Source organism: Thermopirellula anaerolimosa, assembly GCF_054657335.1.
This window is the reverse complement of the sequence record NZ_BAAHYX010000006.1, coordinates 3,057,698-3,079,861: the sequence shown is the minus strand read 5'-3', so window position 1 is coordinate 3,079,861 and position 22,164 is coordinate 3,057,698. Positions and strand designations below refer to the sequence as shown.

Annotated in this window: 15 protein-coding genes; 13 read left to right on the top strand and 2 right to left on the bottom strand. The window is 65.0% G+C overall.

The annotated features are described in order from the left end of the window. The first annotated feature begins 23 nt into the window (after positions 1-23). Complete coding sequence (locus ACYQ6J_RS17015) at positions 24-1,781, top strand: sensor histidine kinase (protein ID WP_460185393.1); 1,758 nt, start codon at positions 24-26, stop codon at positions 1,779-1,781. On the opposite strand, the gene ACYQ6J_RS17010 is transcribed toward ACYQ6J_RS17015, so the two are convergent. Next, on the bottom strand, positions 1,764-2,735 hold the full coding sequence (locus ACYQ6J_RS17010; RefSeq protein ID WP_460185392.1) for a sugar phosphate isomerase/epimerase family protein: 972 nt from the start codon (positions 2,733-2,735) through the stop codon (positions 1,764-1,766). The two genes, ACYQ6J_RS17015 and ACYQ6J_RS17010, sit on opposite strands and share 18 nt — an antisense overlap. 299 nt (positions 2,736-3,034) lie before the next feature. Beyond that, positions 3,035-4,477 (bottom strand): neutral/alkaline non-lysosomal ceramidase N-terminal domain-containing protein, encoded by a 1,443-nt coding sequence (locus tag ACYQ6J_RS17005; RefSeq protein ID WP_460185391.1) that lies wholly within the window; start codon positions 4,475-4,477, stop codon positions 3,035-3,037. A 398-nt stretch (positions 4,478-4,875) separates the two neighbouring features. Here ACYQ6J_RS17005 and ACYQ6J_RS17000 point away from each other — a divergent pair, with 398 nt between their 5' ends. The 12 genes from ACYQ6J_RS17000 to ACYQ6J_RS16945 all read left to right on the top strand — a co-directional run bounded on the left by ACYQ6J_RS17000 (position 4,876) and on the right by ACYQ6J_RS16945 (position 21,917). Next, positions 4,876-5,637, top strand: a complete 762-nt coding sequence (locus tag ACYQ6J_RS17000; RefSeq protein WP_460185390.1) for a sugar transferase — start codon at positions 4,876-4,878, stop codon at positions 5,635-5,637. Next, the gene (locus ACYQ6J_RS16995; RefSeq protein WP_460185389.1) at positions 5,634-6,770 is read left to right on the top strand and encodes an ATP-grasp domain-containing protein; all 1,137 of its coding nucleotides are present in this window, start codon (positions 5,634-5,636) and stop codon (positions 6,768-6,770) included. The genes ACYQ6J_RS17000 and ACYQ6J_RS16995 overlap by 4 nt, the downstream gene beginning before the upstream one ends. After that, positions 6,767-7,468, top strand: coding sequence for an HAD family hydrolase (locus tag ACYQ6J_RS16990; RefSeq protein WP_460185388.1), 702 nt, complete (start codon positions 6,767-6,769; stop codon positions 7,466-7,468). The genes ACYQ6J_RS16995 and ACYQ6J_RS16990 overlap by 4 nt, the downstream gene beginning before the upstream one ends. After that, positions 7,465-8,259 (top strand): class I SAM-dependent methyltransferase, encoded by a 795-nt coding sequence (locus ACYQ6J_RS16985; RefSeq protein ID WP_460185387.1) that lies wholly within the window; start codon positions 7,465-7,467, stop codon positions 8,257-8,259. Before ACYQ6J_RS16990 ends, ACYQ6J_RS16985 begins: the two co-directional genes overlap by 4 nt. A 70-nt stretch (positions 8,260-8,329) precedes the next feature. Further along, positions 8,330-9,541 (top strand): PLP-dependent aminotransferase family protein, encoded by a 1,212-nt coding sequence (locus ACYQ6J_RS16980; RefSeq protein WP_460185386.1) that lies wholly within the window; start codon positions 8,330-8,332, stop codon positions 9,539-9,541. A gap of 420 nt (positions 9,542-9,961) precedes the next feature. Beyond that, positions 9,962-10,993, top strand: coding sequence for a Gfo/Idh/MocA family protein (locus ACYQ6J_RS16975; protein WP_460185385.1), 1,032 nt, complete (start codon positions 9,962-9,964; stop codon positions 10,991-10,993). A gap of 378 nt (positions 10,994-11,371) precedes the next feature. After that, entirely contained in the window at positions 11,372-12,592 is a 1,221-nt protein-coding gene (locus ACYQ6J_RS16970; protein WP_460185384.1) for a DUF1573 domain-containing protein, read from the top strand. Positions 12,593-12,674: 82 nt separating this feature from the next. Continuing rightward, the gene (locus ACYQ6J_RS16965; RefSeq protein WP_460185383.1) at positions 12,675-14,885 is read left to right on the top strand and encodes a multiheme c-type cytochrome; all 2,211 of its coding nucleotides are present in this window, start codon (positions 12,675-12,677) and stop codon (positions 14,883-14,885) included. Positions 14,886-15,361: 476 nt separating this feature from the next. Beyond that, the gene (locus ACYQ6J_RS16960) at positions 15,362-17,092 is read left to right on the top strand and encodes a S1C family serine protease (protein WP_460185382.1); all 1,731 of its coding nucleotides are present in this window, start codon (positions 15,362-15,364) and stop codon (positions 17,090-17,092) included. 286 nt (positions 17,093-17,378) lie between these two features. Next, complete coding sequence (locus tag ACYQ6J_RS16955) at positions 17,379-19,676, top strand: hypothetical protein (protein WP_460185381.1); 2,298 nt, start codon at positions 17,379-17,381, stop codon at positions 19,674-19,676. 135 nt (positions 19,677-19,811) lie between these two features. After that, entirely contained in the window at positions 19,812-20,969 is a 1,158-nt protein-coding gene (locus ACYQ6J_RS16950; protein ID WP_460185380.1) for a tRNA dihydrouridine synthase, read from the top strand. Positions 20,970-20,978: 9 nt separating this feature from the next. Further along, positions 20,979-21,917, top strand: coding sequence for a glycosylasparaginase (locus tag ACYQ6J_RS16945; RefSeq protein WP_460185379.1), 939 nt, complete (start codon positions 20,979-20,981; stop codon positions 21,915-21,917). The last annotated feature ends 247 nt before the right edge of the window (positions 21,918-22,164 follow it).

Genomic DNA, 22,164 nt, shown 5'->3' with positions numbered 1-22,164 from the left:
ATCAAGGAACCCGGCAGGCGGGCATGCACCGGCTTGCTCTCGCAAAACATCTTTTTCTCGGCAAAGCCGACCTGTCCGACGAGGTTCGGCTGGGTTTGGCTGACGCCTTGCTGGCCTGGGCGTCGTGCCTTACCGGCGACCATGATACGCCGCGCGTGGCCGTGCTTTGGCGGCGCCGCCTGGTTCGCCTCCAGCGACACGATCCGCGCCTGTTCCCCATTCTGTTGCGACTCGTCGAACCGATGCCGGACTCGCCCCGCCATTTCGCGGGCGTCGCTGCGTGCTTGTGGACCTCGCTGCCCGATCTCGTGCCTCCGTCCGCGTGGTCGGACGTTCCGCCGTTAGACCCGGCGACCCCCGCCGATCAAGCCTTTTCCGACCAAGCCCCGCAAAGCGGTCGGGCAAAGAGGATCGGCGCCGCCTCGCCGCGTCCGCATCCCCGCCAAGTCACGCTCCGTATCATCCTTTGGGCGGAGGAATTCGCCGCGGCTTGGGCGAGGGAGCATTGCCCGACCGTCCTTCCGTTCGTCCGCGCCGCGTGCATCGTGTCCGCCCTGGCAGGCGGGATACTGCCGGATCCGTTACCCGACGGCGCGGGGTCGTTCACGAAACCGCCCCAGCGGGGCCGAAGCCCGCGCACGGCGGCCCCGAACCGCCGTCCCGCATTCTCTTGGCCGGCATACCTGGAACGATGGAAAAGCGACGAACCTAGCCGCGCGGCGCTAGAGGCCGCGGCCATCGGTTGGGAAATCGCAGCGAAACTATGGGAATTGGCACCCGGCGTTGCGGTCGCCGGTCGAAGGACCTCGCGCCGCTCTCGCAAGTCGGATCAGCTTGAGACGGTCGGCATCGCCGCCCTCCTCGGCTCAACTCCGGCGTCCGCCGCCGCGGATCGGGTGCGCGTGGCATCCGCGGAATGGGTCGAGGCTTTGCGATCCGCCACGCAGCACCCCGTCCGGCAGGCCTTTGTCCGTGCTGAGAGGCTTTATCGTCGCCTGACACGCCGGATTCCCAACGCAAGCGCAATGACGGCCCGCGCCGCCTATGCCGCGATCCGGCTTTACGCCCTGGAATCGAACTTCGCGGCGACGTTGGAACGAGCCAAACTGGACGCCATGGCCGAATTCGCGGCAGGGGCGGGCCACGAAATCAACAATCCGCTGGCCATCATCAGCGGCCATGCCCAGGTCCTCTTGCGACGCACCCGCGATCCGGAGGAACGGCGCATTTTGGCAGCCATCACGGCCCAGGTCCGCCGAGCCCACGAAATGATTGCCGACGCCCGACTGTTCGCGCGCCCGCCTCAACCCTCGCTCTCCCGCATCAATCTTTGCACCGTGGCGGCACAGGTCGAGCCTTCGCTCCGGGATTTGGCCGATCGCTACGGCACGACCGTGGATTGGCGACTGCCCACCGAGCCTGTGGAGGTCCACGCCGACCCCGTTCAAGTGGCGACGGCGCTGACCGCCTTGGTAAAGAACGCCGTGGAATCCGCCGCGGAGGGCGGTCGCGTCGTCGTCACGCTGCACGCTCGGGAGGAAGAAGCCGCCTTCGAAGTCCGCGACAACGGGCCGGGCATATCCCCCGAGCAGCGACGGCACATCTTCGATCCGTATTATTCGGCCCGGCAGGCGGGACGCGGCCTGGGGCTTGGGTTGTCGAAGGCGTGGCGCATCGCCCAAATGCACGGCGGCGCTATCGACGTGGATAGCCGGCCGGGGCAAGACACCGTGTTCACGCTCCGCCTGCCCCGTCGCCCCGAATCACGGGACCAGGGATAAGGCACGACGCAACGACTCGGCGGTCACGCGAACCGCCTCGTCCGGCGGCAGTTCCGCCAGAGATCGCTTGAAAGGCTCCACGTAGACCGGCCCTTGAAAGCCGATTTCCGCCAAGGTCCCCAGGAAGGTCTTCAAGTCGATGACCCCGGTCGCCGTGGGGAGATCGCGGACGCTGTCGATCTGCCGGTCCACGGGCACATCCGCGGGGGCGTCGTTCAGATGCACGATCAGCACGTCGCCGCCGCGAATCGTTTTGATATCCTCGGCGGACTCCCCGGCGGTGTACCAGTGCCAACTGTCCAGCGTGTAGCCCACACACGGGTGCCCGATCTCCGCGATCAACTCCTTCATTTCCTCCAGCGTATGGATGAAGGGGAAACGCGCGGCCGACCACGACGTCTTCGGCCCGACGTACTCCAACGACAACCGCAATCCGTGGTCGTCCAAGATGTCGGCGACGGCGCGGAGACGAACGGCGTGGAGACGGAAATTGGCGCGATACGTCCGGGTCTTGTGGGTGGGCGAGATCCAGGTGCCGACCCGATCGACGCCCGCCCGACGCAATCGCGCCGCGAACGACGGCAGGTCTTTCAGCGAACGCGTAAAGGCGTCCGTGTCGCCGCGGAAATCGACGGGCAGTCCGGCGGCGGACCAGGCGATACCCTTCTCGTCCATTTCCTTTCGCAGGGCCGCCAATTCCTCGTCCGACAATCCTTGCAAGAAGCCGATCTGCGGTTCGACCGCCCGGAAACCGTATTTCACGGCGTAGTCCAGGGCTTGCCGCTGATCCGCGCGGACGCCGATGGCGCCGCACACCAAGGCGGGCCAAAACCCTGAGTAGGAGGAAATCGCCGCCTCTTCCCCTTCCGCCAAGGATAGACCGTTCACGGCCAACCCCGCCGCGGCAAGTGCCGATCCCCGAAGAAAACCGCGTCTCGATAGAGGCGTGGTCATGGCCGGTATACTCCTGCTGAAAAACACGTTACCGAGTTCGAGGCTCACCGCCGATTTTCGCGAACGGGGCACCCCATCGACGTGAATGCTCTTTTCGCAGAGCCGGATTGCGGCGGCAGCGGGGCGACTCCGTGCGAGGGCCATTATATCGCGCTGAACGGACGGTGTGCGCGCTGAAAGGATTCTCCGCTCGCCCTCCCGCCGGAGGAACTTCAGCGAACGACTCGCTTTCCGAAGTCACTACCGCCTAATCCCGCGGTCGAGACTCTGCGAGACTTGCGTCGTCGATCTTCCGTTTCTCATCCTGGCGCCGCGGGTGGGTTCGTCCGCGTCCCCGCCAAGTCGACAAGCCCTTGGGCCAGCACCTGTGCGGCATTCGGTTGGAAGGGCGGTAGGTCAAGGATCTTCGGGACGACTACGGCGGAATATTCTGCCGCGGCGTGCGCCCGGGGATCGGTGAGATACCCCACGAAGTCGTCCGCGTATCCCACCACCAAGGTGTGCTCGGCGGGAGCATGCTTGCGCATCCACAGTCCGTAGTAGCTATAAAGTTCGCCGCCGTGAAACAGCAGACTGAGCGGCCCCAATCGCCAGCAAGCGATTTCGGTGCGCAATTCTCGCGGCACGGTCTTGGGATCGCGGTCTTTGTTGGCCTCGAACCATTCGGCAGCGAACGGGGCATCTACCCACACGCCCGACTTGCAAGCCTCGGGGTCCCGGCGGTATTCGTCCACCCAGGCCGCCCAGCGATCGACGTCCAAGGGCAGGGCACACGATCCGCCGACGATCTCCAGGCGATCGACGCCGAGGGGCTGCGCGGAGTCGACCGCGGCCTCCAAGCCCGCCCAGACGGCGGCAGAGGTCTTGTCGGCGTCGCCCCTCCACGGGTTGCCGTCGCCGGGATTCACGTCCCCGATGTGCCCTTGGAGATAACCCGGGGAAAGACCCCACCGGGCTTGGGCCTGGTGCGCCACCAGGGCGGGCCAATCCGGGCCGGTCAGTTCGTCGGCGAAACACACCGGGTGCGCGGAGAAGTGATACCACAAAATGTTTTTCCGCCCCTCCCTTTCGAAGAGCAGGGCGTGCAGGTGACGATCGAGCCAGCGATCTTCTTCGGTCGCCTGATCGTCGAAGGCGTCTTCGGTCTTCCACGTCGGGGAGGTGCGGTTGAAGTTTCCGCCCACAACCGTGGCCCGACCCAGTTGCAGCCGAGCAGGCGCCACATCGCCCACCGCTTGCGCCACGGCGGCGACAGTCCGCTCCTCCACCAGGGCCGAATACTCCGGCGAGACCGATCCCCACTGACGAAACGGTTGCAACGAGGGCATGGAGTGCGTGTGCGTGGCGCAGAGCTTCACATGCTCCGGCCTGATCCCCGTCGTTTGCCCGATGGTCCGCCGCATGCGTTCGGAGGCCGGATGCCCAATCGCCGGCAACTCTAGCGAAACCGCCGCCGCGCGGATGCCTTGGACCTCCAAGACCAAGGCCCGAACTGAAGACGGTTCGCGAACGCCCTTGGAGCGACGTTCCTGCCCCGGCGGACGGTGAAAGCCGGCCAAGTCGATGCCCTCGGGCGGGGTGATGTCGGCCACGCCTTCCCCCACGCGCAAGGCGGCATCCGCCCCGGACCCCGACCACCCCGCCTTGGGAAGACACGCCCAGGCGACCCCGCCGCCGAGTGCCGTCAAAAAGCTCCTGCGGGCAACGTCGCTCTTCGCGCCGCGATCATGGGATCGATTCATGGAAAGTCTCCTCGCCAAAAGCGTGCTTGCGAATCGGTGCTTTAGCCCGTCCATGAGCCGCCGCCGAAGAATCGCGTCGCCCATGTCGCGCCCGACGCCTACCTTCGCGTGGCGGTCACCCGGACCCCGCGGAACATTATATTCATATTCCGACGGACCGCAAATTGGTCCATCTCCAGCGAACCAATAGGGAGATTCGCCCCGGCCAACTTCGGGCGTCGAGGGCGCAGATCGGGCTAACTGCGATTTCTCTTGATCAAAACGCCCCGGACGGCTAATTTACGCTCAAGGATCGCGGTCGCTCCGCGCGAGCCAACACCCTTCGCGGCGATTGGTTCGCGCCGGTTTGCAGTGACGCGCCCTTCCAAACATCCTCCTCAAGGATTGCGTGATTCGCCATGGATGGCCGAAGCAAGAGAGTGCAATTCGCGGTCAAGCGTCTCCTCGACATCGTGGGCGCGGCGACGGGTTTGTGCCTGCTGGCCCCGTTGCTACTGATCATCGCCGTATTGGTGCGTCGTGATTTGGGCCGCCCCGTCTTGTTCCGGCAAGTGCGTCCCGGTCGAGGCGGTCGCCCCTTCACCATGTACAAGTTCCGCACGATGCGGGACGTTTGCGACGCAGAGGGACGCCCTCTTCCCGATGCCGAACGCCTCACGCCGCTGGGCCGTCTCTTGCGGCGGTTCAGTTTGGATGAACTGCCCGAACTGTGGAACGTCCTCCGCGGCGACATGAGCCTGGTGGGTCCGCGACCGCTGTTGATGGAGTATTTGCCCCGCTACACACCGGAACAGGCCCGCCGGCACGACGTTCGGCCGGGTATTACGGGACTGGCGCAAGTGCTGGGCCGAAACGCCCTCCCCTTCAGTCAAAGGCTGGCCCTGGACGTTCAATACGTGGACCGCTTCAGCCTGTGGTTGGATGCTAAGATTTTGTGGTGGACGCTGCTGAAGGTCCCCGGCGGCACGCTCTTCGACGGGGCGGGCCAAGACGTCCGCGTCGTGGACGATTTAGGGCTCCACCCGGGCGATGAGTCGCTGACCTGGGGGCTTTCGCGGGCGGCATCCGGCGCGGGCGACGGTCCGACCCCAGGAGAATCGCGCGCCGCGGCCGCCGCTCCGCCGCCCTCCGCCGTTGAAACAAAGGCTCGTGCCGCATGAATCGCCCAGTCTCATTTCCGGTTTCCTTTCGCGGCCCCAACGTGCTGATCCCTTGCGGCGGGAAATGGGTGGGGCACGTCGTACATGTCCGTGAGGCCATGGCGAAGATAGCCGCTTTTCGCGACGGCCGGGTCTTCGTCGCCGACCTCCAACCGCTCACTCCCGCCGGTTGCTTCGCCGACGCGGCGTTCCAAGTTCCGCCGGTGCGAGATGCCGCCTACGTGCCCGCGCTGCGGGAACTGGCAATCAAGCACGCTATCGGCCTAATCCTGCCGCTGATCGATATCGACGTGATGGCGCTGGCGCCGCACCGGTCGGCCTTGGCGGAAGACGGCGTGCACGTCGTCTGCCCGTCGCCCGAGTTGGCCGAGATCTGCTTCGATAAGCGTCGCTTCCACGACTTCGCTCGGTCGCATCATCTGGCGGTGCCGCGTGTGTTCGCGGCGGAGGAGTTGGCGTCGGCCGCGTTCCCGCTCTTCGCCAAGCCCGCTCGCGGTTTCGGCTCCATCGGGGCCAAAGTGTGTCCGGATCGAGCGTCGTCCGAAAAGTCCCTACAAGAACGCCCCGACCTGGTCTTCGAGGAATACCTGGAAGGCGTCGAGTTCAGCGTGGACCTGTACGTTTCGCGCAGCACCGCACCGGTTGTGTCCGTGGTGCGGCAGCGGGACAAGGTGGTGGGGGGCGAGGCTTATCAAAGCCACACCGTGCGGCGTCCCGACGTGCGGTCCTTGGCCCGGGAGTGCGCCGCCGCGCTGGCCTCCGTGGGTTATTGGGGACCGCTCAACGTGCAGATCATCGTCGGCCCGGGCGGGCCTGCCATTATCGACGTCAATCCGCGTCTCGGTTCGGCGTCGTTACTATCCAACGCCGCGACCGGCGGGCGTCTTGTGTGGAGTATTCTTTACGAGGCCTCCGGCGGACTGTGCGGCGAGGTTGACGACGACTATGTCGTCGGCCTGAGCCTGACGCGATACTTGGGCGAGGTGTACCACCTCGAAGGCCGAGCGGTCCGCGTCGATCCGCCGTCCCAAGTCCGCTCCGCCGCTTTGCCCGATTGTTGGACACGACCCCATTTTCGCATGACGGCGGAAGACTCCGCCGCGTACCCCGCAACGCGAGGCGCCCCGCAATGATCCGCGCCGTACTGTTCGATTTGGACGACACGCTGTACCCCGAGATCGACTATTACCGCCAAGGATTCTCCGCCGTGGCGGAGGAATTGGCCTGCCGGGGAATCGGTTCCGCCGAGAACCTGCTCGCAGTGCTGGAGCGACTTCACTTCGCGGATCGGGAGGCGGTCTTCGACCGCGCGAGCGAAAAGCTCGGCTTTCCGCACGCTTGGGTCCCCGACTTGCTCGATCGCTTCCGCAACCGCGAAATCCGCCTTCGCTTGCCCCCGGAAACCGATGCGATCCTGCACGCACTGTGCCCGTTCTATCGACTGGGCATCGTGACCGACGGTCATGCCGCGGTCCAGGAGCGGAAATTGGCCGCTTTGGGCCTGATCGGCCGAGTCGATACGATCGTCGTGTGCGACCGCCTGGGACGCCGCCACTGGAAACCCGATTCCCTGCCCTTCCACACCGCTTGCCGAAACCTCAAGGTGCGTCCCCACGAAGCGATTTTCGTGGGCGATCACCCGCATCGCGATATCTTCGGCGCAATTCAGGCGGGCTTGGGCGCGATTCGAATCCGGACCTCGGTGGGGTGGTTTCGCGACCGCCCGAACCTCCCGGAGGTCCAACCTTGGGCCGAAATCGAACGCCTGGACCAACTGCCGGAAATCTTGCGTTCCGAGATCATCCCCGTAGCCTTGGAGGCGGTTCGGTGAAAAATCCGCTCCGAGCATGGCTGACCGCCGTGTATCGCTGGTGCGCCTATCCCCATCGCTTCGTCCCGTTTCGAAGGGCTTTGCAGGCTCCCGGCGCGAGGATTCTGGACGTCGGTTGCGGCAACCACAGTCCGACCGTTACCAAGCAGTATTTCCCGCATTGCCGTTACGAGGGCGTGGACCGCGAACGCTGGAATCGCGACGAACACGACGACGCCGCGATGGACGCCTTCCATGAGATCGACCTCGACCGACCGGAATTGCTCGCCGCTCTGCCCTCGGCGGCCTACGACCTGGTGCTGTGTTCCCACGTCTTGGAGCACCTTCGCGATCCCTGGTCGGTGATTCCGGAATTGGCGCGGACGGTCAAGCCGGGCGGGCACATTTACATTGAGGTGCCGGCCAAGCGGAGTCTGCGGCTGCCCCGCGCGCGCAACGGCTTTTTCGGCATTCGCGGTTGCCTGAACTTCAACGACGATCCCACGCACCGAAGTCTGGTGAGCATCGAGCGGACGGGCGAATTCTTAACCCGAGCGGGCTTACGGGTAGTGCGCCGCGGCAAGCGTTTCCTGCTGCGCCGTGCGGTCCTCTTGCCGTTGTACGCGGCGGCAGGCCTGGTACTTCGCGGTTACATTCCCGCCAGCGTGGTCTGGGACGTGCTGGGCTTCGCCGACGTGATTGTGGCGGAACGACCGCCGAGTCCCGCGGCGACCTCCGACCGCGGACAGGATTTGCGAGCCTGTCCCGGGTTCGAAGACCGCGCGGGGCAGACGACCGGCAAGGCGGCCTGAAGAGGACTCCGGAGAACCTCGCTGCGCGAACACCCCCTCGCCGAAGGATGCGACGACGGACACGCTCCCGATGAAGATACAGATAGGGCACTCGTCTGATGATCCGGGCTCGGACGGGGCTTCGCCGCCCGTTCCCGCCGCGATCCCAACAGCGACCGAAACACCGACCTCCGCAACCGTCTGGGAATTGGGCGGAGAGTTCCACTGGGTGGCGCCGGAGCCTTTTGGAAGCGGGCAAGGCATCCTGCCGCAAGACGCCGTACTGTTCGGCAACGGACGGCAGGCCCTTTACGCCGCTTTCATGGAGGGTCGGCGGCGATTCGGTTGGCGCGTCTGCCACCTGCCCGCCTACATCTGCGCAAGCGTGGTCCAAACCGCCCGCGCCGCGGACTTGCTCTGCCGATTCTACAACTTCGTGCCCGCCGCCGATGAACCGCCCGATTGGCCGCCCTTTACGCGGCGAGAGGAGGTCTTACTGAGCATCAACGTCTTGGGGTTCCACGGACCGGAATCGGCCCCGCCGCCGGACTGGCCCAACGAAAACCGGATCGAAGATCACACGCACGATCCTTGGAGTCGCCTGGCGGCGGAGTCGAGCGCGGGTTACTGCGTGGCGTCGCTGCGGAAGACGCTGCCCGTTCCCGACGGCGGCGCGCTCTGGTCGCCGCTGGGTCTGCCGTGTCCTTCGCCCGATGGGCTGATCCCCCGACACGCCGCGAGCAGCCAACAAAAGCTGACGGCCATGCTTCTCAAACGCCACTATCTGTTGGGAATGCCGGTCCAGAAGGAGGAGTTCCGCGCGTGGCAAATCCAATCCGAGGCGGCGATGAGCATCCGGCCCATCTCGCGTCCCCTGCCGATTACCGCTTCGATGCTGCCGCACCTGCCTTGGCAAAGGTGGCGCGCCGAGCGGGCACGCAACGCGGAGTATGGGGCGCGTCGGTTGCGGGAACTTTTGACCGACCCGGCAATCGAGCCGAATCGGTGCGAGATCCTGCCGCGTCCGTCGCAATTGCGATTCCCCAGGCAATGCCCCTTCGCGGTGGTCCTGGTGTGTTCCGACCGCCGGGAACGGGACCGTTTGCGTGAGGCCCTGATTCAGCGCCAAGTTTATCCGCCGATATTTTGGCCTCTGCCGAAAGAGGCCGCCCGCCGTTGCCCGAAGTCCGCCGCCTTCTCCGCCCGGATGCTGGCCTTGCCCTGCGATTTTCGTTATACCCCGGAGGACATCGAAGAGGCGGTACAAATCGTGCGAGAATTCTTCCGGCACGGTGACGCATAAAGACTCAGCCGTTCCGCAGCGGGAGCAGTGTTGACGTCCAATCGCGTGCACGCGTCGATCCCGACGAAGCCATCCATTCGCAGGCTCCCCTGCATATTTCTCCGCAATGCCGAATGTCGTGCGAGCATCATCGCCGCGTGCTATAATTCCGCGTGGTCGCCCGTCGTCATTTTGACGCGGCGCGGTCATCGATTGAGGGCATCGAAGCGCCTTTCCGGAAAAAAGATTTTTTCTCGGCGGCAGACGGCACCACTACCGTTGAAAGCGGGGATCGAATCAATGGCGCGCACGCCCGCAGGGGGCGCAGGAAGGGGATGAAGCTTCCGCAGGAAGAGGGAAAGGTGTCGTCGGCGCCCGCCCCGATCGGCGCGCAACTCGGCCCAACGCCCGGAAATGGGCCTAACAGGAGATTGACCAAGCATGAAGCTGCGGCTAGGGATCGTCGGAGCGGGCGACGCCTGGGAATCCCGTTATCTCCCGGTGCTCCGAGTGCTGGCGGACCGGTTTCAAGTGCGGGCCATGTATGAACCGGTGGCGGAGCGGGCGAAGCTGTCGGCCGAGGAGATCGGCGCCGAAGCCCATGTGGGCTTCCGCTCCATGTGCCGACGACCCGATATCGACGCCGTGCTCATCCTGTCCAATTCTTGGCTCGGTCACACCCCCATCCTCGCGGCCTGCGAGTACGGCAAGGCGGTTTACCTGGGCAGTCGCGTCCACCTTACCCTGAAGCAATTCGAAGAGGTCCGTCAAGCGGTCTCGGCGGCGGGGGTGGCCTTTATGGCGGAACTGCCCCACCGCTACGCCCCGGCGACGCTCCGCCTCAAAGAACTATTGGCTACGAAGTTGGGGGAATTGCGGCTGATATTCTGTCACCGGCGATTGTCGCGATTCCTGAAACGCAACGGAACGCCGGTCCCGCCCCCGCAACCGATCGTGAAATTCGATCTCGTGGAACAAGTGGATTGGTGCCGATTCGTGGTGGGCGGTTCCCCCTCATCGGTCGGTAGCGTCATGCACATGTCCGGCGATGACGCCATGGGGGCCGACTACATGATGATGAGCCTGGACTTCAGCCCCCCGCATCAGAAAGGGAAAGGCCCCATTGCTCAAGTCAGTTGCGGGCGATACATCCCGGAAGCCTGGGCCGAGGCCATCGCCTACCGTCCCCCGCCCGACATGCAAATCGCTTGCAGTGATGGTATCGCGTTCATCGACCTGCCGACGGGATTGGTCTGGTTCGACCAGGCCGGGCGACACCAGGAGAGGCTGGAGCACGAGCGACCGGTCGACGAACGGATGCTCCTCCAATTCCACCGCGCCGTCACCAGCCTCGTCCAGCGGATCGACGATCTGGAGACTATGTATCAAGTGTTGAAGACCGTCCAGCAGGCGGTGGACTCGCACCGGGATTGCCGACTTCGGGAGACGCAAGCTCCGACTTCCGAACCATAGAGTCGCGGCGATCCGTCTCGATCGGGGTGATCATACCACCGTATAGGGCATATTGTGCTCCTTGCGACAAACCGCGCCGTACGACGGGCTTCGCGCCGACTCCGCGCGGAGAGGTCAAACAATTCCGTAAATCCAGCGTACAGCTATCGGGTAGAATGGGAAAGAAACGCTTTCCCCCGGCAAAGAATGCGGAATCGCCTCTCTCGACTCGTGGACGCAACGGCGTAGATTCGCAATCTCGCGGCCGGGAGGGTCGTTCGCGGCGACGATCCCAATAAACCCGGCAGCGTCCAGCGCGGCGTTAGAGGCCAAGATGTGCCACAAGATTGCTGATCTTTGAGATTCTTGATTGGGTTCGTTAGTCGGGAGTCTTTGTCGATGCATCGGTACTCCGGCGTAATCTTCGCTTTGGTGGTCGCGGCTTTGGGAGTGGTCTCCGGCATGGCGGTCGCTTATTACCAGGTCCGTCATCTTCCTTGGTCGGGCCGCCCCTTGGTCGGCATCACACCGTCCGAGGCGATCTCCGTGGCATTCAGCGACGGTGGCCCGGCGCCCGCAACCGCTCAACCGGGCGGCGCCCAGCCGCGCGTCGAGGTCTCTGAGATGGAATATGACTTCGGCTCGATCGAGTCGGAGGGCAAGTACCGCCACGAGTTTATGATCCGGAACGTGGGTGATGCACCGCTAACGCTCCGCGTCGGCGACAGTTCGTGCCGGTGCACGGTCCTGGATTTCTCGCAGGCCACGCTTCAACCGCAAGAGGGCATCAAGATCGCGATCCAGTTCGACGCACATGAATACTTCGGACCGGTGTCGCAACATGCCTCGCTGGTGACCAACGATCCGCGAAATCCCCGCGTGATCCTCAAGATCAAGGCGAACGTGGAGCGTTCCATTCGGGTAGTCCCGGCGGAGTTGGTCTTCAGTCGCATCCTCCGGAATCAGGAAGCGGTGGGCGAAGTTCGGGTAGTGATCTTTCGGCGGCAACCCGTCACAATCACGGACATCCGATTCGAGGAGGTGGGTAACGACACGCTGCCGTTCCTTGAACTATCCCATACGCCCCTGACTCCGTCCGAACTGAGCGGAGAACCTGGGGCGACCGGGGGCTATCGGATCGTGGTTCGCGTAAAACCGGGCTTGCCCATTGGACCGTTTCAGCAGAAAATCCGCATAACCACCGATCAAAGCGATATCGCGCCCCTGGAAGTCCCGGTACAAGGTCGGGTCGAAAGCGAGTACGGCATCATCGGCAGCGGATGGAACGCCCAACGTGGAATCCTGCACCTGGGACGAATCCAACGCGACAGCGGTTCCCAAACCCGAATCATGCTACGGTTGCCCGTCTTGCCGGGGCAAACTCCGGAAGTCGAACCGGTGCGGACCGTTCCGAATTTCGTTCAGGTCCAGGTGCGTCAAGAGGAAGCGGTTCGAACGGGGGAATCGGTCCTGATTCCGATCGTGATTACGATCCCGGCGGGGTCCGGTCCGGCCAATTATTTCGGCGATTCCGAAGAGGAACTGGGAAAGATCATCCTGAAAACCAATCACCCCGCCGCACCGGAGATCAAAGTCCTCCTGCGTCTCGCGGTCGATTGATCCCGATCGACACCCTAAGACGCAGCGGTTTGCCGGACCTCAATCGCGGCGGCGCGAGACGCGGGAACGGAGTCTCTGCACGATGCCAGCGCACGTCCTCATCATGATCGCATCCGAAACGCGGAATCGCCGTAGAGGCGCCACTCAATCGCGCCCGTATCGATTCGGCCTGCTAATTTCAGCCTGCGTAATCCTCGGCTTGGCTTGGGCCGGTTGCGCTAAACCGAATGGGGCGAGCGAGGATGTCGCCAAGGCCGACCGCGGGCAAGCTCCGGCGGTGGAGGCGGCCTCTCCCAATGCTTCCAACGCCCCGACGGAGGATACGACCAACCCGACCGCGGAACCGGCGGAAACGGCTTCGCCTTGGATCAACCCGCCCCTGCAAGCGGACGGCGTGCCCGCCGCGCCCGCTCAAACCGCGCCCGTTGCATCGGGGACCCCGATCCCGGGAACACCCTGGATTGCGCCGGACGCCCCGGTCGCCGCACCGGCAACTTCCGAGGCGGCGTCGCCGATTCCGCCCGCTCCCGCCCCCTTCGCCGAACCGGCGCCCCCGGCAAGTCCCGACGCGACTATGAGCGCCGCCCCTGAGTCCGCAGGCGCCGCGATGCCTTCGGAAGGTGCTGCGACCGAGAATCCTCCGCCGCTTGCCGATGCGGTCCCGCCGACGGCGACAACGGAAGGTCTGCCCAACCCGCTACGACGAGGGACGCCGCCCGCTGCGCTGCCATCCGCCGCTGCAACGCCGATTCCCCCCGCCCAAACCGCTGCTACCGCGGCCCCCCCTTCGGCAGTCACCGAAACGCCGGGGTCGCTCTCGCGTCCCGCTGCCACACCGGCAAGCACGGCGACCTCCGGCAAGAAGGAGGAGCGTCGCCTGGAGCGGCCGCCCTTCGATCCCATCGCCGAGAACGGGGAGTTTTTCGTCGGGTGGAGTAAACCCGAGTTGGCCCTGGTCATCACGGGTCGCCAAGACGGCTATTTCGAGCCTTGCGGTTGCGCGGGCAAGGAACGGATGAAAGGCGGACTCAGTCGCCGCCACACGATGATCCGGCAACTTCGCGAGCAGGGTTGGCCCGTCGTCGCCGTGGATGTCGGCGGATTCATCAAGGGCTTCGGGAAGCAGACCGAAATCAAGTTCCAGATGATCTTGGACGCGTTGAAGCAAATCGACTACGACGCCGTCAATCTGGGAAAGAACGACCTGCGTCTCCCCGCCACGTTGCTTCTTTCGCTGATTGCGACGGGCGACGACAAGGCGAGTCGGTTCGTCTCGGCCAACACCGCCCTCTTCGCCTTCGATGCCGATCAGTGGACCGCCCGGCGGATCATCTTGGAACGCAACGGCATTCGCGTGGGCATCACCTCCGTACTGGGGAAGGAATATTACGAGGAAATCCACAACAACGACATCGCCTTCAAGGAGCCCGAGGAATCGCTCGCCGAGATCGTACCGGAACTCGAGCAGGAAGCCGATTTGCGAATCCTGTTGGCCTATGCGAAAGAGGACGAGGTGCTGAACCTGGCCCGGCGCTTCCCGCAATTCCAGGTCGTGGTCAGTTCCGACGGTCCGGCGGAACCGCCGGGGTCGCCGCAGTTCGTACCCGGCACCCGAACCATGCTGGTCCACGTGGGAGAAAAAGGCATGGCGGCGGTCGTGCTGGGCATTTTCAACGATCCGCAAAACCCGATCGTCTATCAACGGGTAATCCTCGATTCGCGCTATCCCGACTCCCCCGAGATGAAACAAGTGATGGTCAACTATCAGAGCCAACTGGAGGCCTTGGGGTTGGACGGGCTTGAGATCCGCTCCGTTCCGCATCCGCGCCGCGAAGTGCAAGGCGAATTCGTAGGCTCCGAGAAGTGTGCCAACTGTCACGAAAAGTCTTACGACATCTGGCGCAAGTCCGGACACGCCAAGGCCTGGGAGACTTTGGCTCGACTGGATCCTCCCCGCACCCACGATCCGGAATGCATCAGTTGTCACGTGACGGGGTGGCACCCCACGCGCTACTTTCCCTACGAATCGGGATTCCTGTCCCAGGACCGCACCCCCAAGCTGATCGACGTAGGCTGCGAATCGTGTCACGGACCGGGCAGTGAACACGTGGCCGCCGAAATGGGAAGCGACGTCGCCCGGCAGCAGCGGGCGGCGCAGGCCATGATCGTCACCAAGGAGGAGGCCGAGACCTCGGAGGCCCATTCCTGCCGCAACTGCCACGATCTGGACAACAGCCCGGACTTCGACTTCGCCAAATACTGGCCGTTGGTGGAGCACTACGAAAAGGAGTAGCATTTCCTCGGCGGTGCTACCGTCAACGGCTGGCGAGGGCGGTTCGGCGGCGGATTCACCACCAGCTTACGCTGGTGGCTCCAGGGTGCGCGCTGGTGGCTCCAAGGTGATCTGATGGCTCCAGGGTGCGAGCCGGTGGCTCTAAGGTGCCACCTGGTGACTCCCAATGCGAGCTGGTGGCTCCACGGTGCGCATTGCGCAATGCGGCAGCGTGAGCCGCCGGCGTAAGCCGGCGGTGTTCGTGGTGCGCCATCGGCGAAACCGATGCTCAAGCGCGAGCCTCGGGCGCCAGCCCGAGGTGGATGAACCCGGAGGCACGCAATCCGTCGCCTCCCGCCACGCTGTCCTGGGGGGCCGGCGACTCATGACACGGAGAAAAAATTCGCCTTCGCGGAGGCTTCGTTCGCCTAAGCCTCGCGTCCGTCTCTCCCGCGCGTTAGGCTAAAAGTCGGGTTCGCGGAGGATGGTACGGCACGATGGTCGAGGCATGGCGATGCAACCATTGCGGGGAACCGCTTCCCGAGGGCGATCGCGTCCCGGGAGCGCGCATCCGCTGTACCCGCTGCGGGCGATCCTTCACGCTCGCGGCCCGTAAGGTCGCTTCTTCCACGCCCGTCGAAGGCGACGCTCCGGGCAAACCGGCGGAAGCTTCCGCTGCGACGAACGTTGTCGACTCACCAACCGCTCCTCCTTCGACCGATGTTTCGGCCCCTGCTATCGGTCTGAACGACGATCCCGTCCTGAATCGCTATCGCCGACGCGGTCGGGCAAGCGCGGAGAATCGCTCCGACAAGCGACCGCTGTGGTTGTTGATCGGCGGTTTTGCGGGCGGATTGGCGGCGGCCCTGCTGAGTCTTTGGGTGGGATGGAATTGGTGGTCCGACCGCGGCGCGGCGGGCGCCTCCGGTACCGTTCCGACCGCGTCTGGTCGCGGCAATTCCCAAGCCCCGCCCCCGCTCCATTGGTCGCCCCACCAACCGGTCGTCGCCAAAACGCTGATCCAGGCTCGGGAAGGCGTCGTCAAGATCGAAGTCCCCGTGGACGGCGGCACGGTCATTCAATCCGGGACGGGCTTCGTCGTCGATGCCCGCGGTTGGATCGCCACCAATTATCACCTCATCGAGCAGATCAACGATCGCGCTCAAGTCCGTTTCTCCGACGGCAGAACTTATCGCCTTCAAGGAGTCGTGGCCGAAACGCCGCGGTACGATTTGGCCATCCTGCAACTGGCCGAACTGCCGGTGCGTTTGACGGTCCTCGACATCGGCTACGATCGCATGCCGGAAATTGGCACGGAGATCTACTCGCTGGGCCACCCGTACAACGTCGATTTTTCTCTGTCGCGCGGCATCGTCAGTCGCATTCTGACCACGGCCGAGTTGCTGCAAAACTTTCCCCAGCACATCGTGGCCCAAATTCATGCCCCGCAAAACATGATCTGGATTCAGCACGACGCCAAGATTTCGCCCGGCAACAGCGGAGGTCCGCTATTGGACGGGTCGGGACGCGTGCTGGGAGTCAACACCTTCGTGCACCGCCTGGCCGAGTACGGCTTCGCCTCGCACGTGCGATACCTTCGCGAAACCGTCCAGGCGGCGGGGGACGAAGTGCGTCCGCTTCCGCCCGCCCCTTCGATCCGACCGCAGGCCGTCCCGCCCGAACAGGTCGTGGACACCCGCCTCTTACGCCCCTTGTGGGAGAAGGCCGCCGCTATGAGTTGGGCTCCGCAAAACACCCAGGAATACGACATCTTGGCCGAGTGGGCCAGGCTGGCCAACATCGTCAAGTATCTGCAAATACGCGGCGAGATTCCGCCGGGCGTCCCTCCCCAAGTGATCGATCAGGCGGCGACGGAGGCCGACAACCTCTTCGCGGGCTTGGATCCTCAAGAGATCGACGACGATCTGGCGCGGCGTTTCAACGCCTTCGCGGAGGAACGCTTGACCTCGCCCCAGCAGGGCGTCGTTTTGGTGGGGACGGTCACCGCCTTGCCCCCCGGCGCCGTGGTGGTAGCTTGGGGAGAGAATCGGCAACTGCTCCTCCGCACGCGACCCGACTTCGCCACCAGCGTACAGGCCCGGCTATTGGTGGCCGGTTTGACCACGTCTCAGGCGGCGGAAGTCCGATTAGGCGAGCAAGGCGAGGTCACCTTGATGCCGGTCATCATGGCGATGTTCGCCGTGGAGATACCGGCCTCCTCGCCCTAGCGTATGGCTGGCGGCATGATGCGGAAGGCCGTATTGCGGTTGTTTCCCGCGCGCCGGTACCCCGCTTGCGCGCGACGAACGGAATCGCCTTCCCCACCTCGCACGTTCCGTGTTAGCGCGGCGCCGTCTTCGCGACCCGCCGCAGGCGGTTTTCAATCGCGACCAAAAGGGCGATATTGGTAGCGATGGAAACCGGGATTCTGGAGATGAACCGGACAAGAAGCATCGCTGAATAGGCCTTCGGCGGAGTGCCGCCGCCCTGAGGACCGAAGAAGGGAGTTCCGCCATGAAGACGCCCGACCTGCGACCGCTGACGTCGGTCGTTGTTTTGCCCGCGATTCTCTGGGCGGGCGTGCTGCCGGGATGGCAGGCCGCGTCGCCCGCGGATTCGCAATCGCCGCCCGCCGCCGAAAACCGCGCCGAGGAGCAAAGCCAACTCCGCGAATCCATGGATCGCCGCCTCCGCGAGGTCTTGCGGACGACGTTGCCCGCCGGTTCGCTCCCGCGTTCGCTGACCGCCGCCGTAAGCGGTGCGACGAGTAGCGGCAAAAGGGCGGAAATCGTCACGGCGTACTGGCGGACGGTTCGAGCGGCGGGCGAGGTGGCGGCAGCCCAAGAGGCCATCGATCGCCTTCAGTCGATTCAGGCCGCCCCCGCCGATGGGCCGGTCTTGCAGGGGCTCGCCGCGCAGGCCGAAGCCGTTTTGCAGCAGGCCAATGTCGCGTTGAAGACGGCCCAATATCGCCTTGCCGCGAGCATGGGAATGCCCGTCGAACAAGGGTTGCCGTTTCCCAACGACATCCCGCACACCGGCGGTTATCGGACCTATTTGGATCGGCTCATGCCCTTTCAGGCGACCGCCTGGGAGTTGAGGATGCTCGATCGCACGTTGCCCCTGCGGCGGCAGACCATGGTCCTGCACCATGCGGCGGCGCAGGCGGCGGAAGATGCCTGGTCGGCCTATCGGGAAGCGTACCTGGCCGGCAGCCCCGTGGGTCCCGCCCTGTTCCGAGTTTGGAAGCTCCTCTGGGAGGAGGAAATCGCCTTCTTCGCCGCGGCGGAGGATTACAACTCGGCCGTCCTGGACTTCGCATCGCGGGTTGCGCCGGCCGATTTGACCGCCGCGCAATACGTGGGCATGCTGATCGAGACCGCCGCAACGTCATCCGGCGGGGAGGATTCTCAATCGAAAAGCACGAACGACGCCTCCGCGCCGGCGGCCTCGCCGGGAACCTCGACCGGGAGTTCGCCGGGCAGCGGGGTTTCGCCTGCCAACACGGGCGGTTGGACCCCGGCGGAACCTTCCGCGAGCGGCGCGGGAACGCCGCCCGGTCCGCCCTCCGCGTCACAACCGTCCGGCACTGGTACAAACCCGACGCCCGCCCCGCCCGAACCGCCGGGTCCGGCCTCGATCCCTGCTCCCAGCAATCCGCCCAGCCCCATCCCGGACGTCCCGGCCCCCTCCACGGAATCCCCCGGCCTTCCGCCCGCCCCTTTCTCGGTGCCCGGCGCCACCAGCCTGCAAGCGCCCCCGGAAGACGCCGGAAGGTCCGCTTCGGGTTGGCAGCCGATGTCGGCTCCCGAGTCTGAAACGTCCCCGACCGCGCTTGCCGATCTCTCCGCGAATTCGACCGCCGCTGCGGCGACGTACCTTTCGGATTCGGATGGCGGAGGGGCGCCGCCGCTGGTTCCGGTAACTGCGTATTCCGGTAGCGGAGTCGTTCGCCGTGTTCAGCGCTACGCTGCGCCGGACGGCGAACCGGCGAGCGCTCAAGACGCCGCGAGCGACCCGGCCTTGCCGACGGATAGTCTGCCCGCGTTGGCGTCGCTGCCGCCGGCGGAGCAAAGTCGGCGTTTGTCCGCAGCACTGTTCGGCCGCAAGATTCTTCCACCCCAGGCGGAGGCGGCGAAGTTGGCGAATCTGTTGCGGGCGTGTCCGACGGTGCGGCGGCGGGATTTGCTATCGGCGTACTGGGAAACCGCCGCTCGCAAGGCCGAGTACGTGGCCTGGATGCAGCAGACGATCCTTCTGGCGGAGCTTTTCCCGCCCGCGCTCCAGCAATGGTCTCAGCCCGGCGGCGCCCCGGCCATGCTGGAATTGCAAGCCGCGCGGACGGCGGCCGATGCCGGCTTGGAAAATGCCCACCGCCGCCTGATCGAGGCGGCCTTTCGATTGGCCGCCGTGGCAGGTCGCGACTCCGACGTCCTGCCCATCCCCGCCGGCGTCCCGTTCGTCGGTCGGTACGAGGCACGTGCCGAAGCGTTGCCCGCCGTCGTCCGCACCCGACCCGACATTCAAACCTATTTGGCGCAACTCGACGGAAACTATCAAACCTTGACTTATCCGATCCGGGCGGCGGTGGCATGGGACGAGGCCCGCCGCGCGGCGGAACGCCGGTTCGCGCAAGGGACGGGCCCTTTAGGCGACGTTCTGGAGGTCGCCGACGCCGAGTTTCGAGAAATCCTGCGGTACGCGGCGGCGGTTCAGGCGTACAATAGTTGCATCGCGGATTACGTTTTGACGGCCTACCCCGACTTGGCCCCCGACGTGCTGCTCGGCGCGCTGGGGGCGGCGGAGGCGTGACGGGCGAGATCGCGCCTTTTCCGCTCGTCGCTGCCGATCGGTGCCGCTGGGAACTAAGCGGCCGACTTGGCTTGCCCGACGCATTCGCCGAACCCGCTGGAGTCTTTCGCAAGGTAAATCCCTCATCGCAGTATCATGAGCGAAACCTCGGTTTGCAGGCATGATGGCTTCTCGGTCCTCCGCGACGCCGCCACGAACGATCGCGAATGGCACGGTGACGATGCATCGGCGGAGCGGTCCGTCCGCTTGGGCGACCTGACGATTTCCCCGCCGCTGTTTCAAGCCCCGATGGCGGGCTATACCAATTACGCGCTCCGCCAATTGCTCCGCAAATTGGGCGGCGTGGGGTTGCCGTGCACCGAGATGGTCAGCGCCCGCGGATTCCTGGAAATCGATGCCCGCAAACAAAGCTATCCGGAGCGATTGTGGGGAGTCCGCGAAGAGCCGCGCCCCTTGGCGGTGCAAATTTGGGACAACGATCCGGTCCAATTGGGCGAGGTGGCCGCCCGCATCGTGGACGAGTTTCACCCCACCACGCTGGACATCAACTTCGGTTGCCCCGCCGAGGAGATCACGCATCGCGTCTCGTGCGGCGCCTTTCTCTTGCAGTTCCCGGACAAGGTGGGCGAACTGACGGCGGCGGTGGTCCGCCGCGCGGCGCCCGTGCCGGTGACCGCCAAGATCCGATTGGGCTGGACGGACAACACCGTCAATGCCCCGGAGACGGCGGCGGTATTGGAGCAGGCCGGTGCGACCGCCGTCTTCGTCCATGCCCGAACCGCGCAGCAAAAATATCGCGGCAGCGCCGACTGGGAGCGGATGGCCGCCATCAAGTCGCGCCTGCGCCACATCCCCCTCATCGGCAACGGCGACATCCGAACGTGGCAAGAGGCGGTGGCGGCCTTGCGGCGCTTTCCGGTGGACGGCGTGATGATCGGCCGTGCCGCCGTCACGCGACCGTGGCTGTTTGCTCAGGCCGCGGCGGCCTTGGCCGGGCGGCCCATTCCGCCCGAGCCTTCCCCCGAGGAACAGCGGAATCTGCTGCTCGACCTCTGCCGTTCGCTGCTGGAACAATTCGACGACCATCACGCCGTGATTCTGATGCGGAAGTACGTCTGCCGGTTTTGCCTGGGACGACCGGGCGCGAAACTCTTGCGGACGCAGGTTTCCGCCGCGCCGGACATGCAAGCGCTGATCCGTGCCGTGGACGCTTTCTACCTGGCGACGGACGAGGAGTCGCAGACCTCGGCCCGACCCGAACCACAAGAGGCGGCAGCCTTTTCGGACGATTAGGGACCTCGCATGGCAACGGGAAACACCCATACCGAGAACGGCACGATCGCGGGGCATTTGGTTCTCAGCACGTGGCATTTCGGCAAGACGGCCAATCGCGCCGCCTGGGAGGTGCTGACTCGTCCCGACGCCGACGCCTTGGACGCGGTGGAGGCCGGTTGCAGGGCCGTGGAGGCCGACCCCGAGGTCACCAGCGTGGGCTACGGCGGCCTGCCCGACGCGGCGGGCGAGGTGACCTTGGACGCCGTGATCATGGAATCGCCGACCCGGTGCGGCGGCGTCGCTTGTCTGCGGGGCTTTCCTCACCCGATCTCCGTGGCGCGCCGCGTCATGGAAAAGACCCCGCACGTCCTCTTGGTCGGCCCGAAAGCCGAAGACTTCGCGAGGCAAGAGGGTTTTGCGCCCCAAGAACTCCTCACGCCCGCCGCCCGAGCACGCTGGGAGGAGTATCGCCGAGAGAACCCGGGCAAGCCGACCGATCGCGTCACGCGCCATCAAGCCGCGGAGGATCACGACACCGTGGGCGTGCTGGTTCGCTTGGCGGACGGGCGTTTGGCGGGCGGATGCTCGACCAGCGGCCTGGCCTTCAAACTCCCCGGCCGAGTCGGCGATTCCCCGATCGTGGGGCACGGCCTGTACGTCGATCCCGACGTCGGCGCCGCAGTCGGCACGGGACACGGCGAACTGATCAGTCGGGTATGCGGAGCCTTCCTTATCATCGAGGAGATACGTCGCGGGGCGACTCCGCAAGCGGCGATCGCGGCGACCCTGGATCGCATCGCCCGGAGTTGCCGCCCTCAGCCCCAGCAGCAGACCGCCTTCTTGGCCGTCACGCCGGACGGACGTTGGGCCTCGGGTAGCTTGCGACCGGGGTTTCAAGCCGCCCTGCGAACCGATGCCTGCGATGCCCTGCTGCCCCCGCAAACCGTCCTGCTTCGTGAAAATTAGGCCCGCCCTCGCATCGATCGGATCGCCGTCTCGTTCCGACGTGCGAATCGACCGACAATCGTTTGACGCCGCCTTCGCGCGGCCCCATGGAGCGCCGGGCGGAAACAGCCTAACACCCAGCGAGCGGCTTCACAACGAAACAGCCTAAGGCTACATTGCGACTTAGACGATCGGCTTCCGGCGCGATAGGTTGACAACCTTGCAGCCTAAAGCGTGATACGTGGAAAGCTTCGATAAAGAACTTGAT